Here is a 23,527-nt window from a genome sequence, read left to right as displayed (position 1 = left end):
GGTTATCGGGGCGTCAGATCGGTTGGCTGCGCGCGGGCTTGCGGGGCAGGGGCGGCAGGCGGGTGTGTCAGCCGTGGACCGTATCCTCTGTGACCATGCTCGAAGACCAGACGGCACCGGACCAGGCGGCGGCCACCCCGCTCATTCCCGCGCAGCACGCCACCGGGCTCGTCTGGCCGTCCGGCTATCCGCAGGGGTACGCCGTGGTGGACGTCGAGACGACGGGGCTCGCCCGGCATGACCGCATCGTGTCGGCGGCCGTCTACCGGCTGGACGCCCGCGGCAACGTGGAGGACCACTGGTACACCCCCGTCAACCCGCAGCGCGACCCGGGCCCCACGTGGATTCACGGGCTGACGAGCGAGATGCTGGCCGACGCCCCGCTGTTCCCCGACATCGCCGAGGAGTTCGGCACGCGCCTTGCCGACCGGGTGCTCGTCGCCCACAACGCGGCGTTCGACTGGGCGATGATCGCGCGCGAGTTCGCCCGCACCGAGCACACCGTGCCGGTGCGGCAGCGGCTGTGCACCATCGCCCTGTCCAAGGCGATCGGGCTGACGCTGCCCAATCACAAGCTGGAGTCGCTGGCCGCGCACTACGGCGTCACCCAGCGGCGCGCGCACCACGCGCTGGACGACGCCCGGGTGCTGGCCGAGACGTTCCGGCCCAGCCTGTACCACGCCGCCCGGCAGGGCGTGCCGCTGCCGGTGCTCGCGTGCACCCAGCTCACCGAGTGGTCGGCGGCCCCCGGCAGCGGCGGGTACCGCTCGCCGCGCCCGTACGGCTCCGCGAGCTGGCGGCCCGCCCGCCGTCGGCCCGCCTGCCCCTACCCCAACCCCGGCCGCTACGAGCCGGGCGGGGTGCTGGTGCAGGGCATGCGGGTGGCGATCTCCGGCGACACCGCGACCGAACGCGAGCTGCTGGAGGACCGGGCGACGGAAGCGGGCCTGCACATCGCCACCAGCGTCTCGCGGCTGACGAGCCTGCTGGTGACCAACGACCCGGAGGCGGCCACCGCCAAGGTCGCCCGCGCCCGGACGTTCGGGACGCCGGTGGTGGACGAGGCGGCCTTCACCCACCTGCTGCGCGACGTGGCCCCGGCCCCGGGAAGGTGACGCGGGCCCGGTACCGTCGATAGGCGTGTACCGCTTCCTGTTGTCCCGGCAGTGGGTCGTTCTGACGCTGCTCGCGCTCGTGCTGATCCCGGTGATGGTTCAGCTCGGCTTCTGGCAGCTGCACCGGCACCAGGACCGCGTCGCCCACAACGAGCTGATCGCCGCCAGCCTGGCGGCCGAGCCGGTCCCGGTCACCGAGCTGACGGGCGTGGGGCGGCAGCCTGAGCGGGACGACCTGTACCGCCGGGTGACGGCCACCGGCGCCTACGACACCGGCGGTGAGGTCGTCGTCCGCCGCCGCACCGCGGCCGACGACCGCTCGATCGGCTACTTCGTGCTCACGCCGCTCGTCCGTGCGGACGGGTCGGTGCTGCTGGTCAACCGTGGCTGGGTGCCCAGCGGCGCCAGCCAGCGCACGTACCCCGACGTCCCGCCCGCCCCCGGGGGCACGGTGACGGTCACCGGGCGGCTGCTGCCGGACGAGACGACCGACTCGACCGGCATCACGGTGCGCGACGGGCTGCCGGACCGCCAGGTGATGCTGATCAACAGCGAGCAGCGGGCCCAGGCGCTGGACCGCCCGGTGCTCGGCGGCTTCGTCGAGCTGACCGCGACGCGGCCCGAGCCCCCGGCCGCCCAGCTGGCCGAGCAGGTACCGGAGCCCGACCACAGCGGCATCGGCGCCCACCTCGCCTACGCGGTCCAGTGGTGGCTGTTCGCCGCCGCCGTGCCGGTGGGCTGGGTGGTCCTGCTGCGCCGCGAGGCGCGGGACCGGCGGCAGCAGCGGGCCACGGCCGCCGAGGCGCGCCCGGGCGGCGACGCGCCGTCCGGTGCCCCCGCCCTCGCGGGCTCCGGGAGCGGCCAGGCAGACTGACGCCCATGGATCTTGGGCTCAAGGACACGGTGTATCTGGTCACCGGCGGCACCCGCGGACTCGGCTTCGCCGCCGCCCGGGAGCTGACGGCCGACGGGGCGCGGGTGCTGGTCACCGGCCGCAGCCGGGACAGCACGGAGGCGGCCGCCCGGCGGCTGGGACCGAACGCGGAGGGCATGGCCGCCGACAACGCCGACCCCGGGGCAGCCGAAGGGCTGGTCGAAGCCGCCATCGCCCGGTTCGGCCACCTCGACGGCGTCCTCATCAGCGTGGGCGGGCCGCCGGCGGGCACCACCGAGCAGGCCACCGACGCGCAGTGGCGGGCGGCGTTCGAGTCGGTCTTCCTCGGCGCGGTGCGGCTGGCCCGGTGCGCGGCCGCGCGGCTGGGCTCCGGCGGCGTCATCGGGTTCGTGCTCTCCACCTCGGTGGCCGAGCCGATTCCGGGGCTGACCCTCTCCAACGGGCTGCGGCCGGGACTGGCCGGGTTCGCCAAGTCGCTGTCGCTGGAGCTGGGGCCGCGCGGCATCCGCGTCGTCGGGCTGCTGCCGTCGCGCATCGACACCGACCGGGTGCGCGAGCTGGACGCGCTGTCCGGGGACGCCGACGCCGCGCGCGAGCGCAACTGTGCGGCGATTCCGCTGGGCCGCTACGGCACTCCGGAGGAGTTCGGCCGGGCGGCGGCGTTCCTGCTCTCCCCCGCCGCGTCCTACCTCACCGGCACGATGCTCCCCGTGGACGGCGGCGCCCAGCACCGGTTCTGACGCGCGCCGGGCCGGTGCCGGAGCCGCTGGCCGGGACGCGGGCGGCGGGTGCGTGCGCGGGGTCCGCCGTCAGCTGATGCGGCCCGGGTCCTGGCGGGCCGCGCGGAGGCGGGCCTCGGCAGGGAGCGTCGCCAGCCCCGCTGAGGTCCGCGCGTGTTCCAGCGGCCCGTCCCGCAGCTCCCTGACGACGTGGGCGGGGCGGGCGTCGGGGTCGAGCAGCAGACCCACCCGGGCCCGGGGCGCGCGCTGCCGTCCGCCCAGGCCCACCCGGGTCCGGCGCACGCCCCGCAGGCCGTCGGCCTCGGCGGCCATCGCGTCCTCCAGCGTCGCGCCGCGCACGTGGGCCCCGGCGCCGTCGCCGCTGTCCACGAGCACGGTACGCACCCGGCGCGACCGCAGCTGCGCGCCCAGCCACCACAGCAGGAGCAGCACGAGCACGCCGAGCACGGCGAAGACCGCCCACCACCACCAGCTCTCGTCGCGCCACTGGGTGCGGTCGGCATCGGTGAGCGGCACCTCGTCGGGGCCGGTCCAGGAGTAGCCCTCGGGCGGGGTGACGCCCAGGCGGCGCGGCAGGTCGGCCGCGGCGGCCAGCGCGGCGAGGCCGAGCGCCAGCAGGAGGAGCCCGGCCAGCGCGAGCAGCAGGCGGTTGACGGTCTTCAGCACGGCACCTCAGTCCTTCTTCGGCCTGCTCACGCGCACGGACAGCTTGGGGCGGCGGGCCAGGCCGAGGTCCACCAGGGTGTCGGCCAGTACGCCGGTGAGGTCGTGGCGTACGTCGTCCACCTCGCGGAAGTGGGCGACGGCGCGGACCGTGGCCTTGCGGCGCCGCACCTTCGTCTTCACCGTCTGGACGCCGGGCACGCGGCTGGCCTCCTCGCGCAGGATGACCGCCGCGGCCCCACGGTCCAGCCCGGCCCGCAGCTGGGGAGCGCCGGACAGGGGCAGCAGGGAACGCAGCCCCGGGGTGAGGGCGAGCAGCAGCAGCCACAGGCCCAGCAGCGCGGCGACCACGGCTGCCGCCACCACCCACACGTCCCCGAGACGGCGGGTGGCGAGCTGGTCGGCGAGCCACCGCCGCCAGGCCATGGCCGGTTCTCCGGTGCGCACGGCGATGAGGTCAACCAGCAGCACGATCAGGGCGGTGAGCAGGACGACGGCCAGCAGCGCGGCGGGCACGCGGCGCGGGGACCAAAAGCGCCTGGCCCGAGGCGTCTGGCCCTGGTCCGCACCGGGGTCGGGCGGCGGGGGGCCGTCCAGCCCGTGGTCCGGGTCGCGCTTCTCCAGGGTGGGCTGGTGCCGGGTGTCCGCGTCGCTCATCGCACGCGTCCTTTCCGGGTGCCGCCCGCGTCGGCGGACCGGGGCGGGCCGAGCTGTTCGACGTCCACGGCCACGTCCGGGACGGCAAAGCCGACCAGCTCGCGGACCCGGGTAGCGACCTGGCGCCGCACCGCGCGCGCCTGGGCGCCGATGTCGCTGGGGTAGGGCAGCTCGACGGCCACCCGCAGGCGCGCCGAGCCCAGCTCACCGCCCGGCCCCGGGCCACGGCGTCCGAAGACGCTGGCATGCCGGGAGCGGGCGCCGACCGGGCTGGGGTCCCGGTCGGCGCCCGTGCTCAGCGCCTCGTGGGCGGCCTGGGCGGCGACCTTGGCGATCACCTTGTCGGAGATGCGGGTGGCGCCTCGGTCCGCCGGGGGCACGCGCTCCAGCTCCACGGCTCACCGCCGCCGTTCGCCACGGCCCCGGGTCTGGAAGAACTCACCCGGGTCGAGGTCCCCGTCGAGGAACCGGCCGGCGACCAGACCCACTGCTCCCAGGGCCGCCACCAGGAGAAAGGCCCCGAAACCGCCGAAGTATCCGGCGAAACCCAGCGCCATACCGGCGATCAGACCGACGACAGCCATGCTCATCTGGCACTCCTCGTTGCGTGTGGTGGGCGTGCGTCAGCGCAGCCTGGGCTGCTCCGGCTCTTCCTCGTCCTCGTCTTCCTCGTCGGGAAGCTTCACGTCGCTCACCGCGATGTTGACCTCGACGACTTCCAGACCGGTCATCCGCTCGACGCCCTGCACGACCGACGTGCGCACGTCGGCGGCCACCTCGTGGATGGGGTAGCCGTACTCCACGACGATCTCCAGGTCCAGTGCGGCCTGGACCTCGCCGACCTCGGCCTTCACACCACGGGTGACCGAGCCACGGCCACCGGGCACCCGGTCGCGCATGGCGCCGAAGGTGCGGGCCATGCCGCCGCCCATGGCGTGCACGCCCTCGACGTCGCGCGCCGCCATACCGGCGATCTTGGCCACCACACCATCGGCGATGGTCGTCTTGCCCCGGGAAGAGGGGTCGCCCCCACCCCGGTTGGCCGGGGACTTTCCGGTGTCGGACTGCCCGCCGACGGCTGACGTTGTCTCGCTCATCGCCTTCGCCCCTTTCGAGAAGATTGTGGGGAGGCGGAGCGGTACGCCCCGCTCCGCGCTCACCTTACGTCCGTGAACGTCGAGTACCCGGGAGATAGCAGTCCGAACGGGTGGCGGGGTGTTGACGCGGGGCTGGGGTGGCTGGGTTAGCCGGGTGGCGGCGCGGGCTGGACGCCGGAGCGCCCGGCCCGCGCCGACACCCGCCCGAAGGGCCGGCTGCGGTGACCGGGCGGTCCGGGCGGTCCGGGCGCTACTCCCCGAGACCGGCGAGATCGCGCAGGCGGCGGCCCTGGGCGGCGCGTTCGGCTACCCGCTGGTCCTCGTAGTCACGCTCGATGGCGCCGCGCAGCAGCGCCTTGGTCTCGATCACCGCGTCCCGGGGCGCCTCCAGCATGGCGGCGGCGAGGTCGGCGGTGGCGTCGGCCAGTTCGGCCCCGGGCACCACCAGGTTGGCCAGGCCGCAGCGCTCGGCCTCGGCGGCGCGCACATACCGGCCGGTGGCGCAGATCTCCAGCGCCCGTGCGTAGCCGACCAGATGCACCAGCGGGTGCGTCCCGGCGAGGTCGGGGACCAGTCCGAGGCTGGTCTCGCGCATGGCGAACTGGACGTCCTCAGCACACACCCGCAGGTCGCAGGCGAGTGCCAGCTGGAAGCCCGCGCCAATCGCGTGCCCCTGCACGGCCGCGATGGAGACGACGTCGGGCCGCCGCCACCAGGTGAACGCCTCCTGGTAGGCGGCGATCGTGGCGTCCAGCTCGGCCGCCGGGCCGCGCGCCATATCCAGGAACGACGGCTCGCCCGCGAACCCCTCGGGGGTGAACGCCTGCCGGTCCAGCCCCGCGGAAAACGACTTGCCCTCACCGCGCAGCACGACGACGCGGACGGAGCCGGGGAGCCGCCGGCCGGCCTCGGTCAGCGCGCGCCACAGCGCCGGGGACTGGGCGTTGCGCTTGCCCGGATTCGCGAGCGTGACCGTGGCCAGCGTGCCGTGGTCCGGATCGACGGTGAGGCGGACGCCGTCGGTGTCGAGCAGGGTCATGCGAGTCCTCCGGTGGCTCGTCACGTCACAAGTGACTGAAGAGTAACCACCAGGGGACTGGCGTGACGGGGCCGGGTGGCGCGCCCGCCCCGGCGCATGGTGGCGCCGGGGCGCGGCGTCACCCGGTCTTCTTGCCCCGCGTGGCGCCGCCGCGACCGCGCAGGGTCACGCCAGCCTCGCTGAGCATGCGGTGCACGAACCCGTAGGAGCGGCCGGTTTCCTCGGCCAGCGCCCGGATGCTCGCACCGGAGTCGTATTTCTTCTTGAGGTCCGCCGCGAGCTGTTCGCGCGCGGTGCCGGTCACCCGGCTGCCCTTCTTCAGAGTCTCGGCCACCCGTGCCTCCTCATGGGAAGTGCGCTCTGAGTTCTCATGATCACCCCTCCCGGTCCTTCTGGCCACCCATTCGGCAAGGTCGATCCGAGCCGGTTGCCCGGCGTGGCGGCCGGACCCGGTGGGCCTGCCGGGCGGTACGCGGGGTCCGCCTGCCTCCGCCGAACGGGTGAGGCAGGGGAAAGTGGCAGGTCAGCAGCCCGGGCCAGACGCGCAGCGGCCGCGCCCATACGGGCGCGGGGACGGCCCGGGCGGTGCTGCCTGCCCGTCGGCGTCACTCGCACGAAGGACGGCCTTGGGCGCCGTGGCGCACGCTCCACCCGTTCGGCTAGTCGCCGGGCGGAGAGTCCGGCCCGTATGCGGCTGGGCAGGCCGCTGCGCCGTTCGGCCCGGTCCGCCGGGCGGGACCGCAGGCCCCACCCGGCGCTGCCAGCGTTACGCCAGAGCGACCAGGTCGGCGTAGTCGGCGCCCCACAGGTCCTCGACGCCGTCGGGGAGCAGGATGATCCGCTCCGGCTGGAGCGCCTCGACCGCGCCCTCGTCGTGCGTCACCAGCACGACCGCGCCCGTGAAGGTGCGCAGCGCGCCGAGGATCTCCTCGCGGCTGGCCGGGTCGAGGTTGTTCGTCGGCTCGTCCAGCAGCAGCACGTTGGCCGAGGAGACGACGAGGGTGGCCAGCGCCAGCCGCGTCTTCTCCCCGCCGGAGAGCACTCCGGCGGGCTTGTCCACGTCGTCGCCGGAGAACAGGAACGAGCCCAGTACCTTGCGGACGTGCACCAGGTCCAGGTCGGGCGCGGCGGAGCGCATGTTCTCCAGCACCGTGCGGCCGGGGTCCAGCGTCTCGTGCTCCTGGGCGTAGTAGCCCAGCTTGAGGCCGTGCCCGGGCACGACGCCGCCGGTGTCCGGGGTCTCGATGCCCGCCAGCAGCCGCAGCAACGTCGTCTTGCCCGCGCCGTTGAGGCCGAGGATGACGACGCGCGAGCCCCGGTCCACCGCCAGGCTGACGTCGGTGAAGATCTCCAGCGAACCGTAGGACTTGGACAGGTTTTCGGCGGTCAGCGGCGTCTTGCCGCACGGCGCCGGGTCGGGGAAGCGCAGCTTGGCGACCTTGTCCGACTGGCGCTCGGCCTCCAGCCCGGACAGCATGCGCTCCGCGCGGCGCGCCATGTTCTGTGCCGCGACGGCCTTGGTGGCCTTCGCCCGCATCTTGTCGGCCTGGGCGTTGAGCAGGGCGGCCTTCTTCTCCGCGTTCGCCCGCTCCCGGCGGCGCCGCTTCTCGTCCGCCTCGCGCTGGGTGAGGTACTGCTTCCAGCCCATGTTGTACTGGTCGATCTGCGCGCGGTTGGCGTCCAGGTAGAACACCTTGTTGACGACCGTCTCCACGAGGTTGATGTCGTGGGAGATGACGACGAGGCCACCACGGTAGGTCTTCAGGAAGTCACGCAGCCACACGATCGAGTCGGCGTCGAGGTGGTTGGTGGGCTCGTCCAGCAGCAGGGTGTCGGCGTCCGAGAACAGGATGCGGGCCAGCTCGACCCGGCGGCGCTGACCGCCGGAGAGGGTGTGCAGCGGCTGGCCGAGCACCCGGTCAGGCAGGCCCAGGCTGGCGGCGATGGTGGCCGCCTCGGCCTCGGCCGCGTAACCGCCCTTGGTCAGGAACTCCGTCTCCAGGCGCTCGTACTTCTTCATCGCCCGCTCCCGGGTGGCGCCCTTGCCTGAGGCGATGCGCTCCTCGTTCTCCCGCATCCCGCGCAGCACCGTGTCCAGGCCCCGGGCGGAGAGGATGCGGTCACGGGCGAGGGAGTCGAGGTCGCCGGTGCGCGGGTCCTGCGGCAGGTAGCCGATCTCGCCGCCGCGCGAGATGGTGCCCGCGGCGGGCTGTCCCTCTCCGGCGAGACACTTGGTGAGGGTGGTCTTGCCCGCGCCGTTGCGGCCGACCAGGCCGACGCGGTCGCCGCGCGCGATGCGGAAGGTGGCGGACTCGATGAGGACGCGGGCACCGGCGCGCAGTTCAAGGCCGGAGGCGGTGATCACGAGAGGACTCCTGGACGAAGACGGCGTACGTACGAATCTGGTCGCTGAACGTGTGCGGCGCTCCCCGCGCGGGAGGCTGACCGGAGCCGGTCAGCCGCGAGGCGGGTGGGCACGCGGACGTACGCCGTCGCTAATGCGTGGGAGGAGTTGCCATGCCTGGCAGTCTACCGGCGCCGCGCAACCGGTTTTCCCGCCCCGGGTCCCGCACGCGGCTCCATACGGCGTCCCCTGTCTCCGGGCTGCCCACGGTGCCGCGCGGGCAGCCCGGAGACAGGGGACGGGCGGCGGGTGGAGCGGCGGGCGGTGGTCGGACGCGGTCAGCCTTCGCCGGAGTGGACCTGGAAGGCGGCGCGGCGGACGGTGCGGGCCAGCGCCGGGTCGGGGTGGGCGGCGGCGAGCGCCACCAGCACTTGCACGGTGCGCGGGTGGCCGGTGGCGCGCACCTCCTCCAGCAGCCGGGGCACCGACTCCCGCACCGCCGACTCCAGGTGGTCCACCAGCAGTTGTGCCTCCCCGTGGTCGGCGACCGCGGCGGCGGTGTCCACCCACAGCCAGGCGGCCTCGGCCCGGGTAAGGACGCCGGGGGCGCCGCCCGCCAGGTCGTCGGGGTCGGCGCCCTCGTGTTCGGCGAGCCACAGCAGGGCGTAGGGACGCAGCGCCGGAGCGTCGGCGGCCTCGCGGACCGCGGACTCGGCCGGGGTGCCCACGACGCGCAGCGCCTCGAAGGCCAGCGCCCGGATCAGCGCGTCCGCACCGTGCGCGGCGTCGAGGAGTTCGGTGACGGCCGGGCCGGTGGGGCGGGCGGCGAGCCAGGCGCGGTACTCGTCCCGGGCCGGGCCCGGGGACAGGCGGGCGCAGCCGCGCAGCATGTCGGCGGCCGACTGCTCGATGTTGCCCGCCGGGCTGAGCGCGGCCACGCAGATCTGCTCCAGCTTCACCCACACCGCCCAGTCGCCGAGCGGCGTCAGCACGGCCTGTCCGGGGCCGCCGGGGTCGGCGCAGCGGGTGAGGGCGCCGACGGCCGCCAGTCCGTCCAGCGCCCAGCCCAGCAGGCCGGTCAGCTCCGCCTCGCTCGGTTTCGGTACGGGCTTGTTGGCCTCGGCCCGCTCGGTGTGCAGCTCCGCGACACGCTGGGTGAGCAGTTCGAGCAGCGCCGGTTCGGTGACGGCGCCGGAGGACAGGTGCATCACCGACAGCAGCTGCGGGGCGGCCACCACCACGTCGCCGACGAGCGCGGTGCTGGCCGCGTCCGGTGCCGGGAAGGCCAGGGACCAGGCGTCGAAGAGCGCGACCCAGCCGCGCAGGACGGCGGAGTCGTCGCGGTCCCAGGCGCGCAGCCGCCAGCCCGCGCGGACGCTCCCGGCATGCAGTTCGACCAGTCCGGCCAGCCGTGCCCGGTCCCAGTGGGCGGGAAGCTGCGCGGGCGGCATCCGCAGGGCCCGCGCGGCCCGCTGCGGGTCGGTGAGGGGAGAGACGCCCTCCGCGTCGGCCCAGCGGGCCAGGCGGACGGCGTCGTCCAGCGCGGCGCGGGCCTGCCGGGCCAGGTGCTCGCGCGGAGCGAGCCGGGCGGGCGGGCGCGGCGCCGGGCGGGCGCGGCGCACGGACACCGAGCGGCGTGCTGTGGCCAGCGCCTGGGCGGGGACGATGCTCAGTCGGGTGCCTCGCGGGGTACGGGACGTCACGGGTGCAGTCTTCCTGGTGACCCCCGGAAAGCCCAAACCGTCGCACCGCCTGCTCAGATGGGCACGCCCGCGTCCCCGCTCAGCGCGGTGGCCACGAGCGCGCCGGGGACCCCCGGTGACGCTCCGGCACGGCCCGCGTGAGGCTTCCGTCACACCAGCGGGGTGACGAAACGGCGCAGTGCCTCGTCCACGCCCATCGGGTCGGCGTTCCAGCAGCCCGCGTGCCGGGCGTGCGGCACCTCGCGCAGGGTCACCAGGCGCGGCCGGGCCTCGGCGTAGGCGGCGGAGGCGGCGAAGGAGGCGATGGTGTCGCCCGGGCCGTGCAGGATCAGCGCCGGGCACGCCAGCCGTCCCGCGTCGGCGGCCTCGTCCAGCCGGTCGGGACGCAGCCCGGCGCGGCCCTGGGCGGCGCGCACCGCGAGGGGCAGCAGCGGCCCGGGTGCCCGGCGGGCGGCCAGGGCCCGCAGGGTGTGGCGCCAGTCCAGCACGGGTGAGTCCAGCACCAGGCCCGCGACGTGGGCGCGCACCGCGGAGCGGGCGGCGGCCAGCAGCGCGGCGGTGGCACCGGTGGACCAGCCGAACAGCACCACGCGTTCGGCGCCGTGCCGCAGGGCGTAACGCATCGCGGCGTCCACGTCGCGCCACTCGTCGTCGCCGAAGCGGCCGAGCCCGTCGTGCGCGGGCGGTGCGCCGAGGTCACCTCGGTAGGCCAGGGAGAGCACCGGGAACTGCATCCGGTGCAGCAGCGGCATCACCACCATCGGGTGGTCCCGGGTGGTGCCCAGGCCGTGCACGGCGATGATCCAGGTGTCCCGCGCGCCGGGCACGAACCAGCCGGGCAGCGGGCCCAGCTCGCCGGGCACATCGACGTCGGCACAGGGAAGGTCCAGCGCGCCGTGCGGGCTGCCGGTGTACACCTGCGGGGTGAGGCGGACGCGGGTGCCCGGGCGCAGGTCGCCCTCGGTGACGCGGACCAGGCGGCGCACCACGGTGTCGGGTGAGCCACCGGCGTCCTGGCGGGCGCGGGTGCCGGACTCCAGCACGTTGCCCACGACGGCGTGCAGGCCGTTGCCGGTGAGCCCGTAGATGCCGGGCAGCCGGGAGACCAGCGCGCGGGTGAGCGAGACCTGGCCCGGGCCGGTGCCGTGCACGGTGAGCGCGGGTCCGTCGAAGCCGGGCGGCGCCTGGCCGGCCGGTTTCAGGGCGGCACCGGCCGCGTACCGGCCGACCGCCACGGCGGCTCCGGCACCCAGCACGGTGGTGGAGGCGGCCACAGCCGCCACGGTTCCCGGTCGCATCCCGCCCAGTGTGGGGTGTGCGGGCGGGTGTGACCAGTGGGCGGGGGCGGTCGGGTGAGGTGCGCGGCGTCAGCGGAACGCGTCAGGAGGCCGCGTCCGCCGGTCCGCTGAGGGGCGACGGCGGTGCCGGGTCCGCGCCGGTGGACGATGCCGCTCCCCCGTCCGCGCCGGCGGGTGACGGCGGTGGCGGGTCCGACTGGCCGTAGCCGCGCAGGCGTTCGGCCACCACCTCCAGCTCCTGCGGCGGGAGCAGCGCGGGGGTGCGCCCGGGTACGGAGGCGGCGGCCAGCCACACCCGGCACATCCACTCCAGCTGCGCGGTGTTCGCGTACGCCTGGGCGAGGTCGCGGCCGTGCACGACGGTGCCGTGGTTGCGCAGCAGGCAGCCGCTGCGTCCCGCCAGCGCCGCCACCGCGTGCGCGGCCAGTTCCGGGCTGCCGTAGGTGGCGTACGGGGCCACCCGTACCGGGCCGCCCAGCGCCGCGGCCATGTAGTGCACGGCGGGCAGTTCGTCCACGAGCGTGGAGACGGCGGTGGCGTGCACCGCGTGGGTGTGCACGACCGCCGAGGCGTCGGTGGCGCGGTAGGCGGCCAGATGCAGCGGCAGCTCACTGGTCGGGATCAGGTGGCCCGTGGCGCGGCTGCCGTCGAGGTGGACGGCGCACAGGTCGGCGTCGGTGAGCCGCTCGTAGGGCACACCACTCGGCGTCACCAGCACGACATCGCCGACGCGGGCGGAGACGTTGCCGGAGGTGCCGACGACCAGTCCGTCCGCGACGCTGCGCCGGGCGGTGGCGACCACCTCGCGCCAGGCAGTGAGCCATGCCTCTGGCGGGGTGGCGGGCGGCGGGGTCTGGGTCATGCTGGCTCCTGTGCGGTGGTCGGTGGCGGCGGGTGGTGCGGGGCGGGGCGTTCGGGTCGGGAGGGTGCGGGGCGTTCGGGCCGGGAGGGTGCGGGGCGGAGAGCGTGCGGGGCGACCCCGCGCGGTGCCTGTCAGCCAGCGGGCCACGCGTGCCCCTGCGGAGTCCGGAAGATCTCGATCCGGTCTCGGCACCCTGAGTGCCGGAAGCGGCCAGAACCTCCCGCCCGCCTGACGGAAACACGCCGCAAACACCCGCCGGGCAGCGGCCAGCTGAGATGTGACACGCGTTACTGCGCACCCGCGAACGCCCTGGTTACGCGGGCGCGCCCCGGCGTGCGCGCGCCTTCCCGGGGCACGACACCCCCACGCCCGCCTCAGTTCACCTTCCGTTCATTCGACGTCCTTACGTTCGCCGGGCTACCTGACCGCCCAACTGATTGCCGGGTAATGGAACACTTCACGCTGCTGATCGGGATCGTGATCGTCACGGCCCTGGTGTTCGACTTTACGAACGGCTTCCACGACACCGCCAACGCGATGGCCACCACCATCTCCACCGGGGCCATGAAGCCGAAGGCGGCGGTGACCATGTCGGCGATCCTCAACCTGGTCGGAGCGTTCCTCTCCGTCGAGGTCGCCACCACCATCTCGAAAGGCATCGTTGACGAGACCTCGGGCATCCGCCCCGAAGTGATCTTCGCCGGACTCGTCGGCGCGATCCTGTGGAACCTGCTGACCTGGCTGGGCGGCATCCCCTCCAGCTCCTCCATGGCGCTCATCGGAGGTCTCGTCGGTGCCACCGTTGCCGCAGTGGGCATCGGCGCCATCCACGTGGACGCGCTTCTCAGCAAGATCATCATCCCGGCTTTCGTGGCTCCCGTCGTGGCCGGTCTGGCCGCACTGTTCGCTACCAAGCTGACTTACCGGCTGGCCCGGAAGTCCGACGCCGAGCGCACCGGACGCGGCTACCGCACCGGCCAGATCACCTCCGCCGCGCTGGTCTCGCTCGCGCACGGCACCAACGACGCGCAGAAGACCATGGGCGTGATGACCCTGGCGCTCATCACCGGCGGCGTGCTCGCCCCGGACGCCGACCCCCCGCTGTGGGTCATCGCCTCCGCCGGTCTCGCGATCGCGCTCGGCACCTACCTGGGTGGCTGGCGCATCATCCGCACCATGGGCCGGGGGCTGACCGACATCCACGCCCCGCAGGGCTTCGCCGCGCAGACCAGCTCGGCCGTCACCATCCTGGCCTCCTCGCACCTGGGCTTCTCGCTGTCCACCACGCAGGTTTGCTCCGGCTCGGTGATGGGCTCCGGCTACGGCCGCAAGGGCGGCGTCGTCCGCTGGAACACCGCCTACCGCATGTTCGCCGCCTGGGGTCTGACCATCCCGGCCGCCGGCATCGTCGCCGCGCTCGCCGCGCTGCTGGCGCAGCAGGGCAACTGGGGCGTGACCGTCGTCGCCGTCCTCTTCGTGGTGGCCTGCGGCGCGATCTGGGCCGCGTCCCGCCGCGAGGTCGTGGACCACAACAACGTCAACGACCCGCACGAGCACGAGACCGGCGTGATGACCGACGCCATCCAGGCCGTCAGCCCGCCCCCGGCTGGCGTGACCGCCACCGAAGCGGACGCCGACGCCGACGAGCCGCGCGAGCGCACCGTCAGCACGGTCTGACCCCACCCGCCCAAACACCCTCCCCCACCCACGCAAGGACACACCGCGATGGACATCGACTGGGCAGCACTCGGCCAGGTCTTCGGCGTCAGCCTGCTGGCGACCGTCGCCCTGGTAGGCGTCTTCACCCTCGGCATCGTCGGCGGCTCCGCCCGCAAGCCCGACGGCACCGTCTCCACCGCGGGCAAGGCAGGCTCCTACCTCGCCTACGCCCTCTGCGCCGCAGCCGTCGCCTACGGCATCTACACGATCGCGGCATAGGCGGGCCAGAGCCCACCCGGCCGCCTCACCGCCACCGGAACGCCGCGCCCCTCCTCAGCGGTACACATTCCGCCGGTGATCGACTTCGATCACCGTGATCGTCACCACCGCGTTGTCGATCTCGTACACCACTCGGTAGTCCCCCACCCGCAGCCGATACGAGGGGGCTCCTCGTAGCTTCTTGACATCCAGACCGGGAGCGAAGGGGTCCTGGGTCAGCTTCTCCAGAGCCATCCTGAGCCGCCGCTTCGTGCTCCCGTCCAGACGGTCTAGTTGGCGTCGCGCGTGCGAAGTGAAGGTCAGGCTGTAACTCATCGGCCGCCCTCGGAGCTTTCGTCTCCGAAGACCTCGGCCATGGAGTAGCGCCCGCCATCATCGTCGTACGTCCTGGCTGCGAGCGCCTCATCGATCACGCTCTCGGCGGCTTCGTAGTCCTGCATGGACACGATGGCCGCGATCGGCTCCCCGTGGCGAGTGACTACCGTTGCCCCGCCGCCCTCTGCTCGCTTCAGCAATTCACCCAACAGCTGGGAAGCCTCGGATTCCTCAACGCTGTCGGGAAGCTCAGGACCATTCATGCTCGTCACCGTAACGCCAACAAGAAGAGCGCGCAGAGGCCCTGGGGATACCTCAGCGGCAACCCCTACTACGTCGTTAACTTTGACCCCCACAGTCACGGGAAACGATGACTTCGGCATGGTCGGTGTACTCGGCACGCTCCCGCAGGTGACGGAGACGCCCCGCCTCAGCACGGCCGGGGCGGTGGCTCTCTCAGAGGACACACCGCACTTCCTGTCGCCCCCGTGAAGGCGAAGCAACGCACGCTTACGCGATCGGTGAGGCGTCGGCGTCCGGTTGACGCATCTAAACCTGCGGCGGCAAAGGACCACCCCCGCAGGCGCGGGGAGCACGACCCGCGCGGCCCCGGTCTGAGCGCGGGTGAGGGACCACCCCCGCAGGCGCGGGGAGCACATGAGCCGGTGGGCACGTGAGGGCATCACGTCGGGACCACCCCCGCAGGCGCGGGGAGCACCTCGTGCAGTAGCGCGCGAAGTGGCCCGGCCAGGGACCACCCCCGCAGGCGCGGGGAGCACAGGACGTGAGCTGCGATTTTATCGCGTCGCCTTGCGGTTTTTACTCACTTCCCGAGAAACCGGCATTCAGCTCCTGTGGGGCATAGGCGCCAAAGAGTTCTCATGTATCCCTAACCGTCGTGGCCACTCACACTCCAGCCGCGCGGTGTTTCGCGCCGGATTCAGGGGGCTGAGGCGGCCGGGGCGGGGCGCGGTGGGGGTCTCAGAGCCAGGGTGTGAGTCTGGCAACTTGGTGGTGTCGCAGGTCAGCGGGGAGTTGACGGCCTCTGCCGGGCGTGGTGGACTGCCCGGTGCCAAACGGCGGCAGGAGAGGAAGCCGGTGCGAGTCCGGCGCGGTCCCGCCACTGTCACCGGGGAGCACACCCCCACCCGATGTCACGGCCTCACGCGAGGCTGGAAGGCCGGGGGACGTGTAGATCCGGGAGCCAGGAGACTTTCACCGCCGGTTACGTCGAGCCAGGGCGAGGACCCTGAGTGAGGACATATCGCCATGCCCGGCATTCCGCTGCCGCCCGTGCCGCCTGACCCTTCCGTGCTGCCCACGTTCCGGGGTGCGACGGCCTGCTGACGACGTCATGGGCTTCTCCGTATCCGGGGCCGTGCTGGGCTACCTGGGTGACGCGCTCGCCGGCGATCCGCGCCGTGGGCATCCTGTGGCCGCGTTCGGCCGGGCGGCCGGTGCCGTCGAAGGCAGGGTGTGGCGGGACGACAAGGCCGCCGGTGTGCTGTACACCGCGCTGTGCGCCGGGCCGGTGGCGGCGGGCGCGGCGGTGCTCGGCCGCGCCGGGCTCGGGCGTTTCCGTTCGCGGGCGTATGACGCCGCGCTGACCGGCGCTGTCACCTGGTCCGTGCTGGGCGGCACCTCGCTGGGCCGGGAGGCGCGGGCGATCGGTGCCGCGCTCGCCGCCGGTGACGTGGACGGCGCCCGCGCGCGGCTGCCGCATCTGTGCGGGCGCGACCCGCAGGCGCTGGACGCGGACGGCATCGCACGCGCCGTGGTGGAGTCGGTCGCCGAGAACACCTCTGACGCCGTGGTGGGCGCCCTGGTGTGGGGCGCGCTGGCGGGGGTGCCCGGGATGGCGGCGTTCCGCGCGGTCAACACCCTCGACGCGATGGTGGGGCACCGTTCGCCGCGCTACCGGAACTTCGGCTGGGCCGCCGCCCGGCTGGACGACGTCGCGGGCTGGCCGGGGTCGCGGCTGACCGCCGCGCTCGCCGTGGCTCTGGGGGACGACACCCGCGCCGCCGTGACCGCCTGGCGGGCGGACGCGCACCGGCACCCCTCCCCCAACGCGGGTCCGGTAGAAGCCGCGTTCGCCGGAGCGCTGGGCGTGCGGCTGGGCGGCACGCTGTCCTACGGCGGCCGGGTCGAGCACCGGCCGACGCTGAACGGAGCCGGGCGCGCGGTCGCCGTCGCCGACATCGAGCGGGCGGTGCGGCTGTCGCGCCGGGTGGGCGTGGCCGCGCTCGCGGTCGCGGTGACCGTGCGCGGAGGCGTCCGGGCAGCCCGCGCGGCCCGGGTCCTCCGGGCCGTCCCGGGGAAGGGGGCGCGGCATGGCGGACGCTGAACACCGGGGCGGCGCGCTGCTCGTGGCGGGGACGACGTCGGACGCGGGCAAGAGCGTCGTGACGGCGGGGATCTGCCGCTGGCTGGCGCGGCGCGGGCTGAAGGTCGCCCCGTTCAAGGGGCAGAACATGTCGCTCAACTCCTTCGTCACCCGCGAGGGCGCGGAGATCGGCCGCGCGCAGGCCATGCAGGCCGCCGCCGCCCGGGTCGAGCCCAGCGCGCTGATGAACCCGGTGCTGCTCAAGCCGGGCGGCGACCGTACGAGCCAGGTCGTGCTGCTGGGCCGGCCGGTGGGCGAGCTGAGCGCGCGCGGCTACCACGGCGGGCGCGGCGCCGAGTTGCTGGGCACCGTCACCGACTGCCTGGCCGAGCTGCGGCGCACGCACGATGCGGTGATCTGCGAGGGTGCGGGCAGCCCGGCGGAGATCAACCTGCGCCGCACCGACATCGTCAACATGGCGCTCGCCCGCGCCGCCCGGCTGCCGGTCGTCGTCGTCGGGGACATCGACCGTGGCGGGGTGTTCGCCTCGTTCTTCGGCACGACGGCGCTGCTGTCGCCCGGGGACCAGGCGCTGGTGGCGGGCTACCTCGTCAACAAGTTCCGTGGCGACGTCTCACTCCTGGAGCCTGGCCTGGACATGCTCCAGCAGCTCACCGGGCGCCCCACGCTGGGCGTGCTGCCGCACCGGCACGGTCTGGGCATCGACGAGGAGGACGGGCTGCGCGTCTCGCTGCGCGGCACCGTGCGCGAGTCGGCGACGGCGCCACCGCATGGCGCTGACGTGCTGCGGGTATCGGTGCTTCCGGTGCCGCTGATGTCGAACTTCACCGACATCGACGCCCTGGCCGCGGAGCCCGGGGTGATCGTGCGCTTCAGCGACCGCCCGCAGGAGCTGGCCGACGCCGATCTCGTCGTCGTCCCCGGCACCCGGGGCACGGTCGGCGCGCTGGGCTGGCTGCACGCGCGCGGGCTGGCCGCCGAGCTGGGCCGGCGGGCGGCGTCCGGTCGCCCGGTGCTGGGCCTGTGCGGCGGGTTCCAGCTGCTGGGCGAGCGCATCGAGGACGACGTGGAGTCCCGCGCCGGAGTGGTGGACGGGCTCGGCCTGCTGCCCGTGCGGGTGCGCTTCCACCGCGAGAAGACCCTCGCCCGCCCCACCGGGCAGGCGCTCGGCGAGCCGGTGACGGGCTACGAGATCCACCACGGCGTGGCGGATGTGCGCGGCGGCGAACCCTTCCTGGACGGCTGCCGGGTGGGCGCGGTGTGGGGCACGCACTGGCACGGCTCGCTGGAGTCGGACGCGTTCCGCCGCGCGTTCCTGCGCCGGGTGGCCGCCGACGCCGGGCGCGCCTTCGTCCCCGCCCCCGACACCGCCTTCGCAGCCCTGCGCGAGGAACAGCTCGACCGGCTGGGCGATCTGATCGAAGAACATGCCGACACCGCGGCCCTGCTGCGGCTCATCGAGGACGGCGCCCCGGCCGGGCTGCCGTTCGTACCGCCGGGAGCACCTGCATGAGCACCGTACTGCTGTTGTCCACCGCTGACACCGACCTGCTGGCGGCCCGGGCCTCGGGCGCGCCGTACCGCATCGCCAACCCGACCCGCGTGGACGCCGCCGAGGACCTGCCCGCGCTGCTGGACGGCGCCGACCTCGCCGTCGTGCGCCTGCTGGGCGGCAAGCGCGCGTGGGAGGACGGGCTGGCGGCGCTGCGCGCGGCGCGGATTCCCACCGTGCTGCTGGGCGGCGAGTCGGTGCCGGACGCGGAGCTGATGGCCGACTCCAGCGTGCCCGCCGGTGTCGTCGCCGAGGCGCTGCGCTACCTGGTGGAGGGCGGGCCGGGGAACCTGGCGGAGCTGGCCCGGTTCCTGTCCGACACCGTGCTGCTGACCGGCGAGGGGTTCGAGCCGCCGACGCCGATGCCCGAGTTCGGGGTGCGCGGTGAGCGGCGCCGGGTGGCGGGGCGGCCCACGGTCGGCGTGCTGTTCTACCGCGCCCACCAGCTGTCGGGGAACACCGCGTTCGTGGACGCCCTGTGTGACGCGATCGAGGAGCGCGGCGGCAACGCGCTGCCGGTGTTCTGCGGTTCGCTGCGCGGCGCCGATGCGGGGCTGTACGAGCTGCTGGGCGGCGTGGACGCGCTGGTCACCACCGTGCTCGCGGCGGGCGGCACCCGGGCCTCGGACGCCAGCGCGGGCGGGGACGACGAGACGTGGGACATCGGCGCGCTGGCCGAGCTGGACGTGCCGCTGCTCCAGGGGCTGTGCCTGACGACCTCGCGCGCGGTGTGGGAGGAGTCCGACGCGGCCCTGTCGCCGATGGACGCCGCGATGCAGGTGGCCATCCCCGAGTTCGACGGCCGCGTCATCACGGTGCCGTTCTCCTTCAAGGAGGAGGGGCCCGAGGGCATCCCGCTGTATGTGCCGGACGCCGAGCGGGCGCGCCGCGTCGCCGGGATCGCGGTGCGGCACGCCGCGCTGCGGCACAAGCCGAACGCGCACAAGAAGCTCGCGCTGGTCTTCACCGCCTACCCGACGAAGCACTCACGGGTCGGCAACGCGGTGGGCCTGGACACCCCCGCGTCGGCGGTCAGGCTGCTGGACGCGCTGCGGGAGGCCGGATACGCCGTGGACGGCTACCCGGACAACGGGGACGAGCTGATCCACCGGCTGATCAACGCGGGCGGCCACGACGTCGAGTGGCTGACGGAGGAACAGCTGGCCGCCGCCCCGGCCCGCGTCCCGCTCGCGGACTACCAGCGGTGGTTCGCCACCCTCGACCCCGAGTTGCGCGACGCCATGCTGGAGCACTGGGGCGAGCCCCCGGGGTCGCTGTACGTGGACGGTGCGGACATCGTGCTCGCCTCACTGGAGTTCGGCAATGTCGTCGTCATGATCCAGCCGCCGCGCGGTTTCGGCGAGAACCCCATCGCCATCTACCACGACCCCGACATGCCGCCGTCCCACCACTATCTGGCCGCCTACCGCTGGCTGGAGCACAGCTATGGCGCCGACGCGATCGTGCACCTGGGCAAGCACGGCACGATGGAGTGGCTGCCGGGCAAGGGGCTGGGCCTGTCCGGGGGCTGCGCGCCGGACGCGGTGCTGGGCGACCTGCCGCTGGTGTACCCGTTCATCGTCAACGACCCGGGTGAGGGCACGCAGGCCAAGCGGCGCGGGCACGCCACCGTCGTGGACCACCTGGTGCCGCCCATGGCGCGCGCCGACTCCTACGGCGACCTGGCCAAGCTGGAACAGCTCCTGGACGAGTACGCCCTCGTCTGCGACCTGGACCCGGCCAAGGCCCCGGCCGTCCGGGGGCAGATCTGGACGCTGGTGCGGGCCGCCGAACTCCACCACGACCTGCACGTGGACGAGCAGCCGGACGAGGACGAGTTCGACGAGTTCGTCATGCACATCGACGGCTGGCTGTGCGAGATCAAGGACGTGCAGATCCGCGACGGCCTGCACATCCTCGGCGGCGCCCCGGCCGGTGAGCCCCGGGTGAACCTGGCGCTGGCGGTGCTGCGCTCGGCGCAGGTGTGGGGCGGCGTCGGCGGTGCGCTGCCCGGACTGCGGGCGGCGCTGGCCGCGCACGTCGGGCTGCACGAACAGACGCTGCTGGCGCAGCCGGGGGCGCGGGTGGAGGTGCCGTCCGCGCTGACCGCCCTGGCCGAAGGCCCGGCGCGTACCGCGTCCGACGCGATCGACCTGCTGGAGCAGCTGGCGCGGCGGCTGGCGGAGGCGATGGAGGCCGCTGGCTGGGCGCGCCAGGCGGCGCTTCCGGCCGTCCGCGAGGTGCTGGGCACGGAACTGCCGGACGCCGTGCGGGTACTGGAGTTCGCCGCCGAGGAGGTCGCGCCCCGGCTGGCGCGGACCACGGACGAGATCGGCAACGTGCTGCACGCGCTGGAGGGCGGCTACGTCCCGGCGGGCCCGTCCGGCTCGCCCACCCGCGGACTGGTCAACGTGCTGCCGACCGGGCGCAACTTCTACTCCGTGGACCCGAAGGCGATTCCGTCCAAGCTGTCCTGGGAAGTGGGCAGCGCGCTGGCCGACTCGCTGCTCGCGCGCCACCTCGCCGACCAGGGCGCGTACCCGGCGTCGGTGGGGCTGACGGTGTGGGGCACGTCCTGCATGCGCACGCAGGGCGACGACATCGCGGAGATCCTCGCCCTGCTGGGCTGCCGCCCGGTGTGGGACGACGCCTCGCGCCGGGTGACCGGGTTCGAGATCGTGCCGCTGAAGGAGCTGGGCCGTCCGCGCATCGACGTCACCGTGCGCATCTCCGGCTTCTTCCGCGACGCGTTCCCGCACGTGGTGGGCCTGGTGGACGACGCGGTGCGAGCCGTCGCGGAGCTGGAGGAGCCCGCCGAGTCCAACTACGTGCGCGCCCACGCGGATGCCGACACCGCCGAGCACGGCGACCGGCGCCGCGCCACCGCCCGCATCTTCGGCTCCAAGCCCGGTGCGTACGGCGCGGGCCTGCTGCCGCTCATCGACGCCCGCAACTGGCGCTCGGACGCCGACCTCGCCGAGGTGTACGCGGTGTGGGGTGGCTACGCCTACGGGCGCGGCCTGGACGGGCGGGCGGCACGCGGCGACATGGAGACGGCGTTCCGGCGCATCCAGGTGGCGGCCAAGAACGTGGACACCCGCGAACACGATCTGGTGGACGCCGACGACTACTTCCAGTACCACGGCGGCATGGTGGCCATGGTCCGCCACCTGACGGGCGCCTCACCGCAGGCGTACGTCGGCGACAGCGCGGTGCCCGAGCAGGTCAAGACGCGCACGCTGGGCGAGGAGACGCACCGGGTGTTCCGGGCCCGGGTGGTGAACCCGCGCTGGATGGCGGCCATGCGCCGGCACGGCTACAAGGGCGCGTTCGAGATGGCCGCCACCGTGGACTACCTGTTCGGCTACGACGCCACGGCCGGGGTGGTGGACGACTGGATGTACGAGAAGCTGGCGTCCGAGTACGTGTTCGATCCGGAGAACCGGGACTTCATGAAGAAGTCCAACCCCTGGGCGCTGCGCGGCGTGACCGAGCGCCTGCTGGAGGCCGCCGACCGCGAGCTGTGGGCGGAGCCGGACGCGGGGACCCTGGAGCGGCTGCGCCAGACGTACCTGGAGCTTGAAGGCGACCTGGAAGGAGACGACGCATGAGCACGCCCTACCCGTTCACCGGCATCGTCGGGATGGCCGACCTGCGGCTCGGCTTGCTGCTCAACGCCGTGTCACCCGCGATCGGCGGCGTACTCGTCCGGGGTGAGAAGGGCACCGCCAAGTCCACGGCGGTGCGGGCGCTGGCCTCCCTGCTGCCTCAGCTGGACGTCGTGCGCGGCTGCCGGTTCTCCTGCGACCCGGTCGCGCCGGACCCGGCGTGCCCGGACGGGCCGCACGAGGCGGGCTCCGGCCAGCAGCGGCCCGCGCGCATGGTGGAGCTGCCCGTCGGCGCGTCCGAGGACCGGCTCGTGGGGGCGCTGGACATCGAGCGGGCGCTCGCGGAGGGCGTGAAGGCGTTCGAACCCGGCCTGCTCGCGGACGCGCACCGGGGCGTGCTGTACGTGGACGAGGTCAACCTCCTCCACGATCACCTCGTGGACCTGCTGCTCGACGCCGCCGCGATGGGCGCGTCCTACGTCGAGCGTGAGGGCGTGTCCGTGCGGCACGCGGCGCGGTTCCTGCTCGTCGGCACGATGAACCCCGAAGAGGGCGAGCTGCGGCCGCAGCTGCTGGACCGGTTCGGGCTGACCGTGGAGGTGGCCGCGTCCCGGGAGACCGACGAGCGGGTGGAGGTCGTGCGCCGTCGCCTCGCCTACGACGCCGCCCCGGCCGCCTTCGCCGCGCGCTGGGCCGCCGAGGAGCGGGCCCTGCGCGAGCGCATCGCCGCCGCCCGGGCGCTGCTGCCCGAGGTGGTGCTCGGTGACGCCGCCCTGCGCCAGATCGCCGCCACCTGCGCGGCGTTCGAGGTGGACGGCATGCGGGCCGACATCGTGATGGCCCGCACCGCCAGCGCGCTAGCCGCCTGGGCGGGCCGGACCGGCGTGCTGGCCGAGGACGTGCGCCAGGCCGCGCTGCTGGCCCTCCCCCACCGCAGGCGCCGCAACCCGTTCGACGCGCCGGGCCTGGACGAGGACAAGCTCGACCAGACGCTGGAGCAGAACGCCGGTACCGAGGACGACCCCGACCCCGACGGCCCGGACGGCGGCCCGGGCGGCGGTGGCCCGGACGGCGGCGGGCAGCCCCCACCGGGCGACGGCGACCTTGGTGACGGCGACCCCGGCAACCCCGGCAACCCCAGCGGCGGCGAGCAGGCACCGGGCGAGGCCCCCGAGCCGTCCGTGCCGCAGCAGGGCGAGAGCCAGGAGCAGCCCGGCGCGGGCGGCGGCGCGGGCGAACGCGCCCCGGCTGAGGCGGCCGAGCCGTTCCGGGCGCGCACCCTGCACGTGCCCGGCGTCGGCGAGGGCACGGCCGGGCGGCGGTCGCGGGCCCGCACCGCGCAGGGCCGCACCAC

General features: G+C 74.3%; 22 protein-coding genes, 1 CRISPR repeat array and 1 riboswitch. Of the genes, 9 read left to right on the top strand and 13 right to left on the bottom strand.

Going from position 1 to position 23,527, the window contains the following annotated elements; genetic code table 11:
- Positions 1-95: 95 nt before the first annotated feature.
- Genes JJV70_RS16445 through JJV70_RS16435 form a run of 3 tightly spaced genes read left to right on the top strand, consistent with a single transcriptional unit; the run spans position 96 to position 2,750 of the window.
- Positions 96-1,115 carry a DEDDh family exonuclease gene (locus JJV70_RS16445; protein WP_219048748.1) on the top strand — a complete coding sequence of 340 codons (1,020 nt, stop codon included), beginning with the start codon at positions 96-98 and terminating at the stop codon, positions 1,113-1,115.
- Positions 1,116-1,140: 25 nt separating this feature from the next.
- Entirely contained in the window at positions 1,141-1,989 is an 849-nt protein-coding gene (locus tag JJV70_RS16440) for an SURF1 family protein (protein WP_219048747.1), read from the top strand.
- A gap of 5 nt (positions 1,990-1,994) precedes the next feature.
- Complete coding sequence (locus JJV70_RS16435; protein WP_219048746.1) at positions 1,995-2,750, top strand: SDR family oxidoreductase; 756 nt, start codon at positions 1,995-1,997, stop codon at positions 2,748-2,750.
- 69 nt (positions 2,751-2,819) lie between these two features.
- Here JJV70_RS16435 and amaP read toward each other — a convergent pair whose 3' ends face one another.
- The 11 genes from amaP to JJV70_RS16380 form a co-directional block, all read right to left on the bottom strand.
- Entirely contained in the window at positions 2,820-3,416 is a 597-nt protein-coding gene (gene amaP / locus JJV70_RS16430; protein WP_219048745.1) for an alkaline shock response membrane anchor protein AmaP, read from the bottom strand.
- A 6-nt stretch (positions 3,417-3,422) separates the two neighbouring features.
- Positions 3,423-4,070 (bottom strand): DUF6286 domain-containing protein, encoded by a 648-nt coding sequence (locus JJV70_RS16425; protein WP_219048744.1) that lies wholly within the window; start codon positions 4,068-4,070, stop codon positions 3,423-3,425.
- Entirely contained in the window at positions 4,067-4,450 is a 384-nt protein-coding gene (locus tag JJV70_RS16420; protein WP_308294846.1) for a hypothetical protein, read from the bottom strand. The genes JJV70_RS16425 and JJV70_RS16420 overlap by 4 nt, the downstream gene beginning before the upstream one ends.
- 18 nt (positions 4,451-4,468) lie before the next feature.
- A complete protein-coding gene (locus JJV70_RS16415) occupies positions 4,469-4,660 on the bottom strand; it encodes a hypothetical protein (protein ID WP_219048742.1) in 192 nt (63 codons plus the stop codon).
- A 33-nt stretch (positions 4,661-4,693) separates the two neighbouring features.
- On the bottom strand, positions 4,694-5,167 hold the full coding sequence (locus JJV70_RS16410) for an Asp23/Gls24 family envelope stress response protein (protein ID WP_219048741.1): 474 nt from the start codon (positions 5,165-5,167) through the stop codon (positions 4,694-4,696).
- Positions 5,168-5,417: 250 nt separating this feature from the next.
- Positions 5,418-6,206, bottom strand: a complete 789-nt coding sequence (locus JJV70_RS16405; RefSeq protein WP_219048740.1) for an enoyl-CoA hydratase/isomerase family protein — start codon at positions 6,204-6,206, stop codon at positions 5,418-5,420.
- A 118-nt stretch (positions 6,207-6,324) separates the two neighbouring features.
- A complete protein-coding gene (locus JJV70_RS16400) occupies positions 6,325-6,540 on the bottom strand; it encodes a helix-turn-helix domain-containing protein (RefSeq protein WP_219048739.1) in 216 nt (71 codons plus the stop codon).
- 432 nt (positions 6,541-6,972) lie between these two features.
- Positions 6,973-8,571 (bottom strand): ABC-F family ATP-binding cassette domain-containing protein, encoded by a 1,599-nt coding sequence (locus tag JJV70_RS16395; RefSeq protein ID WP_219048738.1) that lies wholly within the window; start codon positions 8,569-8,571, stop codon positions 6,973-6,975.
- 317 nt (positions 8,572-8,888) lie between these two features.
- On the bottom strand, positions 8,889-10,253 hold the full coding sequence (locus JJV70_RS16390) for a hypothetical protein (protein ID WP_219048737.1): 1,365 nt from the start codon (positions 10,251-10,253) through the stop codon (positions 8,889-8,891).
- A gap of 149 nt (positions 10,254-10,402) precedes the next feature.
- Positions 10,403-11,551 carry a S9 family peptidase gene (locus tag JJV70_RS16385; RefSeq protein WP_219048736.1) on the bottom strand — a complete coding sequence of 383 codons (1,149 nt, stop codon included), beginning with the start codon at positions 11,549-11,551 and terminating at the stop codon, positions 10,403-10,405.
- Positions 11,552-11,633: 82 nt separating this feature from the next.
- Entirely contained in the window at positions 11,634-12,413 is a 780-nt protein-coding gene (locus JJV70_RS16380) for a class II aldolase/adducin family protein (RefSeq protein WP_219048735.1), read from the bottom strand.
- A gap of 447 nt (positions 12,414-12,860) precedes the next feature.
- Here JJV70_RS16380 and JJV70_RS16375 point away from each other — a divergent pair, with 447 nt between their 5' ends.
- Both JJV70_RS16375 and JJV70_RS16370 read left to right on the top strand, forming a co-directional pair.
- The gene (locus JJV70_RS16375; RefSeq protein ID WP_219048734.1) at positions 12,861-14,090 is read left to right on the top strand and encodes an inorganic phosphate transporter; all 1,230 of its coding nucleotides are present in this window, start codon (positions 12,861-12,863) and stop codon (positions 14,088-14,090) included.
- Between the two features lie 48 nt (positions 14,091-14,138).
- Entirely contained in the window at positions 14,139-14,351 is a 213-nt protein-coding gene (locus tag JJV70_RS16370) for a hypothetical protein (RefSeq protein ID WP_219048733.1), read from the top strand.
- Positions 14,352-14,405: 54 nt separating this feature from the next.
- On the opposite strand, the gene JJV70_RS16365 is transcribed toward JJV70_RS16370, so the two are convergent.
- Both JJV70_RS16365 and JJV70_RS16360 read right to left on the bottom strand, forming a co-directional pair.
- Positions 14,406-14,666: a type II toxin-antitoxin system RelE/ParE family toxin gene (locus JJV70_RS16365; RefSeq protein WP_219048732.1), complete on the bottom strand. Its 261-nt coding sequence runs from the start codon at positions 14,664-14,666 to the stop codon at positions 14,406-14,408.
- Positions 14,663-14,929 (bottom strand): type II toxin-antitoxin system Phd/YefM family antitoxin, encoded by a 267-nt coding sequence (locus JJV70_RS16360; RefSeq protein WP_219048731.1) that lies wholly within the window; start codon positions 14,927-14,929, stop codon positions 14,663-14,665. The genes JJV70_RS16365 and JJV70_RS16360 overlap by 4 nt, the downstream gene beginning before the upstream one ends.
- A gap of 303 nt (positions 14,930-15,232) precedes the next feature.
- Positions 15,233-15,445: direct repeats of the CRISPR family, unit length 29 nt; unit sequence GGGACCACCCCCGCAGGCGCGGGGAGCAC.
- A gap of 308 nt (positions 15,446-15,753) precedes the next feature.
- Positions 15,754-15,881, top strand: a riboswitch (cobalamin riboswitch).
- A gap of 139 nt (positions 15,882-16,020) precedes the next feature.
- Here JJV70_RS16360 and JJV70_RS16355 point away from each other — a divergent pair.
- The 4 genes from JJV70_RS16355 to JJV70_RS16340 form a co-directional block, all read left to right on the top strand.
- Positions 16,021-17,013 carry a cobalamin biosynthesis protein gene (locus tag JJV70_RS16355; protein ID WP_219048777.1) on the top strand — a complete coding sequence of 331 codons (993 nt, stop codon included), beginning with the start codon at positions 16,021-16,023 and terminating at the stop codon, positions 17,011-17,013.
- Complete coding sequence (locus JJV70_RS16350; protein WP_219048730.1) at positions 17,000-18,526, top strand: cobyric acid synthase; 1,527 nt, start codon at positions 17,000-17,002, stop codon at positions 18,524-18,526. The genes JJV70_RS16355 and JJV70_RS16350 overlap by 14 nt, the downstream gene beginning before the upstream one ends.
- A complete protein-coding gene (gene cobN / locus JJV70_RS16345; RefSeq protein ID WP_219048729.1) occupies positions 18,523-22,176 on the top strand; it encodes a cobaltochelatase subunit CobN in 3,654 nt (1,217 codons plus the stop codon). The genes JJV70_RS16350 and cobN overlap by 4 nt, the downstream gene beginning before the upstream one ends.
- Positions 22,173-23,527, top strand: a 1,355-nt coding sequence (locus JJV70_RS16340) for an ATP-binding protein (RefSeq protein WP_219048728.1), incomplete at its 3' end; no start/stop codon positions are given. The genes cobN and JJV70_RS16340, both read left to right, overlap by 4 nt.

Origin of the sequence: Streptomyces sp. JJ66 (assembly GCF_019303495.1) — a bacterium.
GTDB lineage: Bacteria > Actinomycetota > Actinomycetes > Streptomycetales > Streptomycetaceae > Streptomyces.
The sequence above is the reverse complement of the archived record's forward strand: the minus strand, read 5'-3'. Positions and strand labels throughout refer to the sequence as shown.

Bases quoted from the DNA above. Each gene is read 5' to 3' on its own strand.
- JJV70_RS16415 (WP_219048742.1), bottom strand. From the start codon at position 4,660: ATGAGCATGGCTGTCGTCGGTCTGATCGCCGGTATGGCGCTGGGTTTC.
- JJV70_RS16355 (WP_219048777.1), top strand. From the start codon at position 16,021: ATGGGCTTCTCCGTATCCGGGGCCGTGCTGGGCTACCTGGGTGACGCG.
- JJV70_RS16435 (WP_219048746.1), top strand. From the start codon at position 1,995: ATGGATCTTGGGCTCAAGGACACGGTGTATCTGGTCACCGGCGGCACC.
- JJV70_RS16425 (WP_219048744.1), bottom strand. From the start codon at position 4,070: ATGAGCGACGCGGACACCCGGCACCAGCCCACCCTGGAGAAGCGCGAC.
- JJV70_RS16385 (WP_219048736.1), bottom strand. From the start codon at position 11,551: ATGCGACCGGGAACCGTGGCGGCTGTGGCCGCCTCCACCACCGTGCTG.
- JJV70_RS16370 (WP_219048733.1), top strand. From the start codon at position 14,139: ATGGACATCGACTGGGCAGCACTCGGCCAGGTCTTCGGCGTCAGCCTG.
- JJV70_RS16410 (WP_219048741.1), bottom strand. From the start codon at position 5,167: ATGAGCGAGACAACGTCAGCCGTCGGCGGGCAGTCCGACACCGGAAAG.
- JJV70_RS16405 (WP_219048740.1), bottom strand. From the start codon at position 6,206: ATGACCCTGCTCGACACCGACGGCGTCCGCCTCACCGTCGATCCGGAC.
- JJV70_RS16365 (WP_219048732.1), bottom strand. From the start codon at position 14,666: ATGAGTTACAGCCTGACCTTCACTTCGCACGCGCGACGCCAACTAGAC.
- JJV70_RS16350 (WP_219048730.1), top strand. From the start codon at position 17,000: ATGGCGGACGCTGAACACCGGGGCGGCGCGCTGCTCGTGGCGGGGACG.
- cobN (WP_219048729.1), top strand. From the start codon at position 18,523: ATGAGCACCGTACTGCTGTTGTCCACCGCTGACACCGACCTGCTGGCG.
- JJV70_RS16375 (WP_219048734.1), top strand. From the start codon at position 12,861: ATGGAACACTTCACGCTGCTGATCGGGATCGTGATCGTCACGGCCCTG.
- JJV70_RS16380 (WP_219048735.1), bottom strand. From the start codon at position 12,413: ATGACCCAGACCCCGCCGCCCGCCACCCCGCCAGAGGCATGGCTCACT.
- JJV70_RS16445 (WP_219048748.1), top strand. From the start codon at position 96: ATGCTCGAAGACCAGACGGCACCGGACCAGGCGGCGGCCACCCCGCTC.
- JJV70_RS16360 (WP_219048731.1), bottom strand. From the start codon at position 14,929: ATGAATGGTCCTGAGCTTCCCGACAGCGTTGAGGAATCCGAGGCTTCC.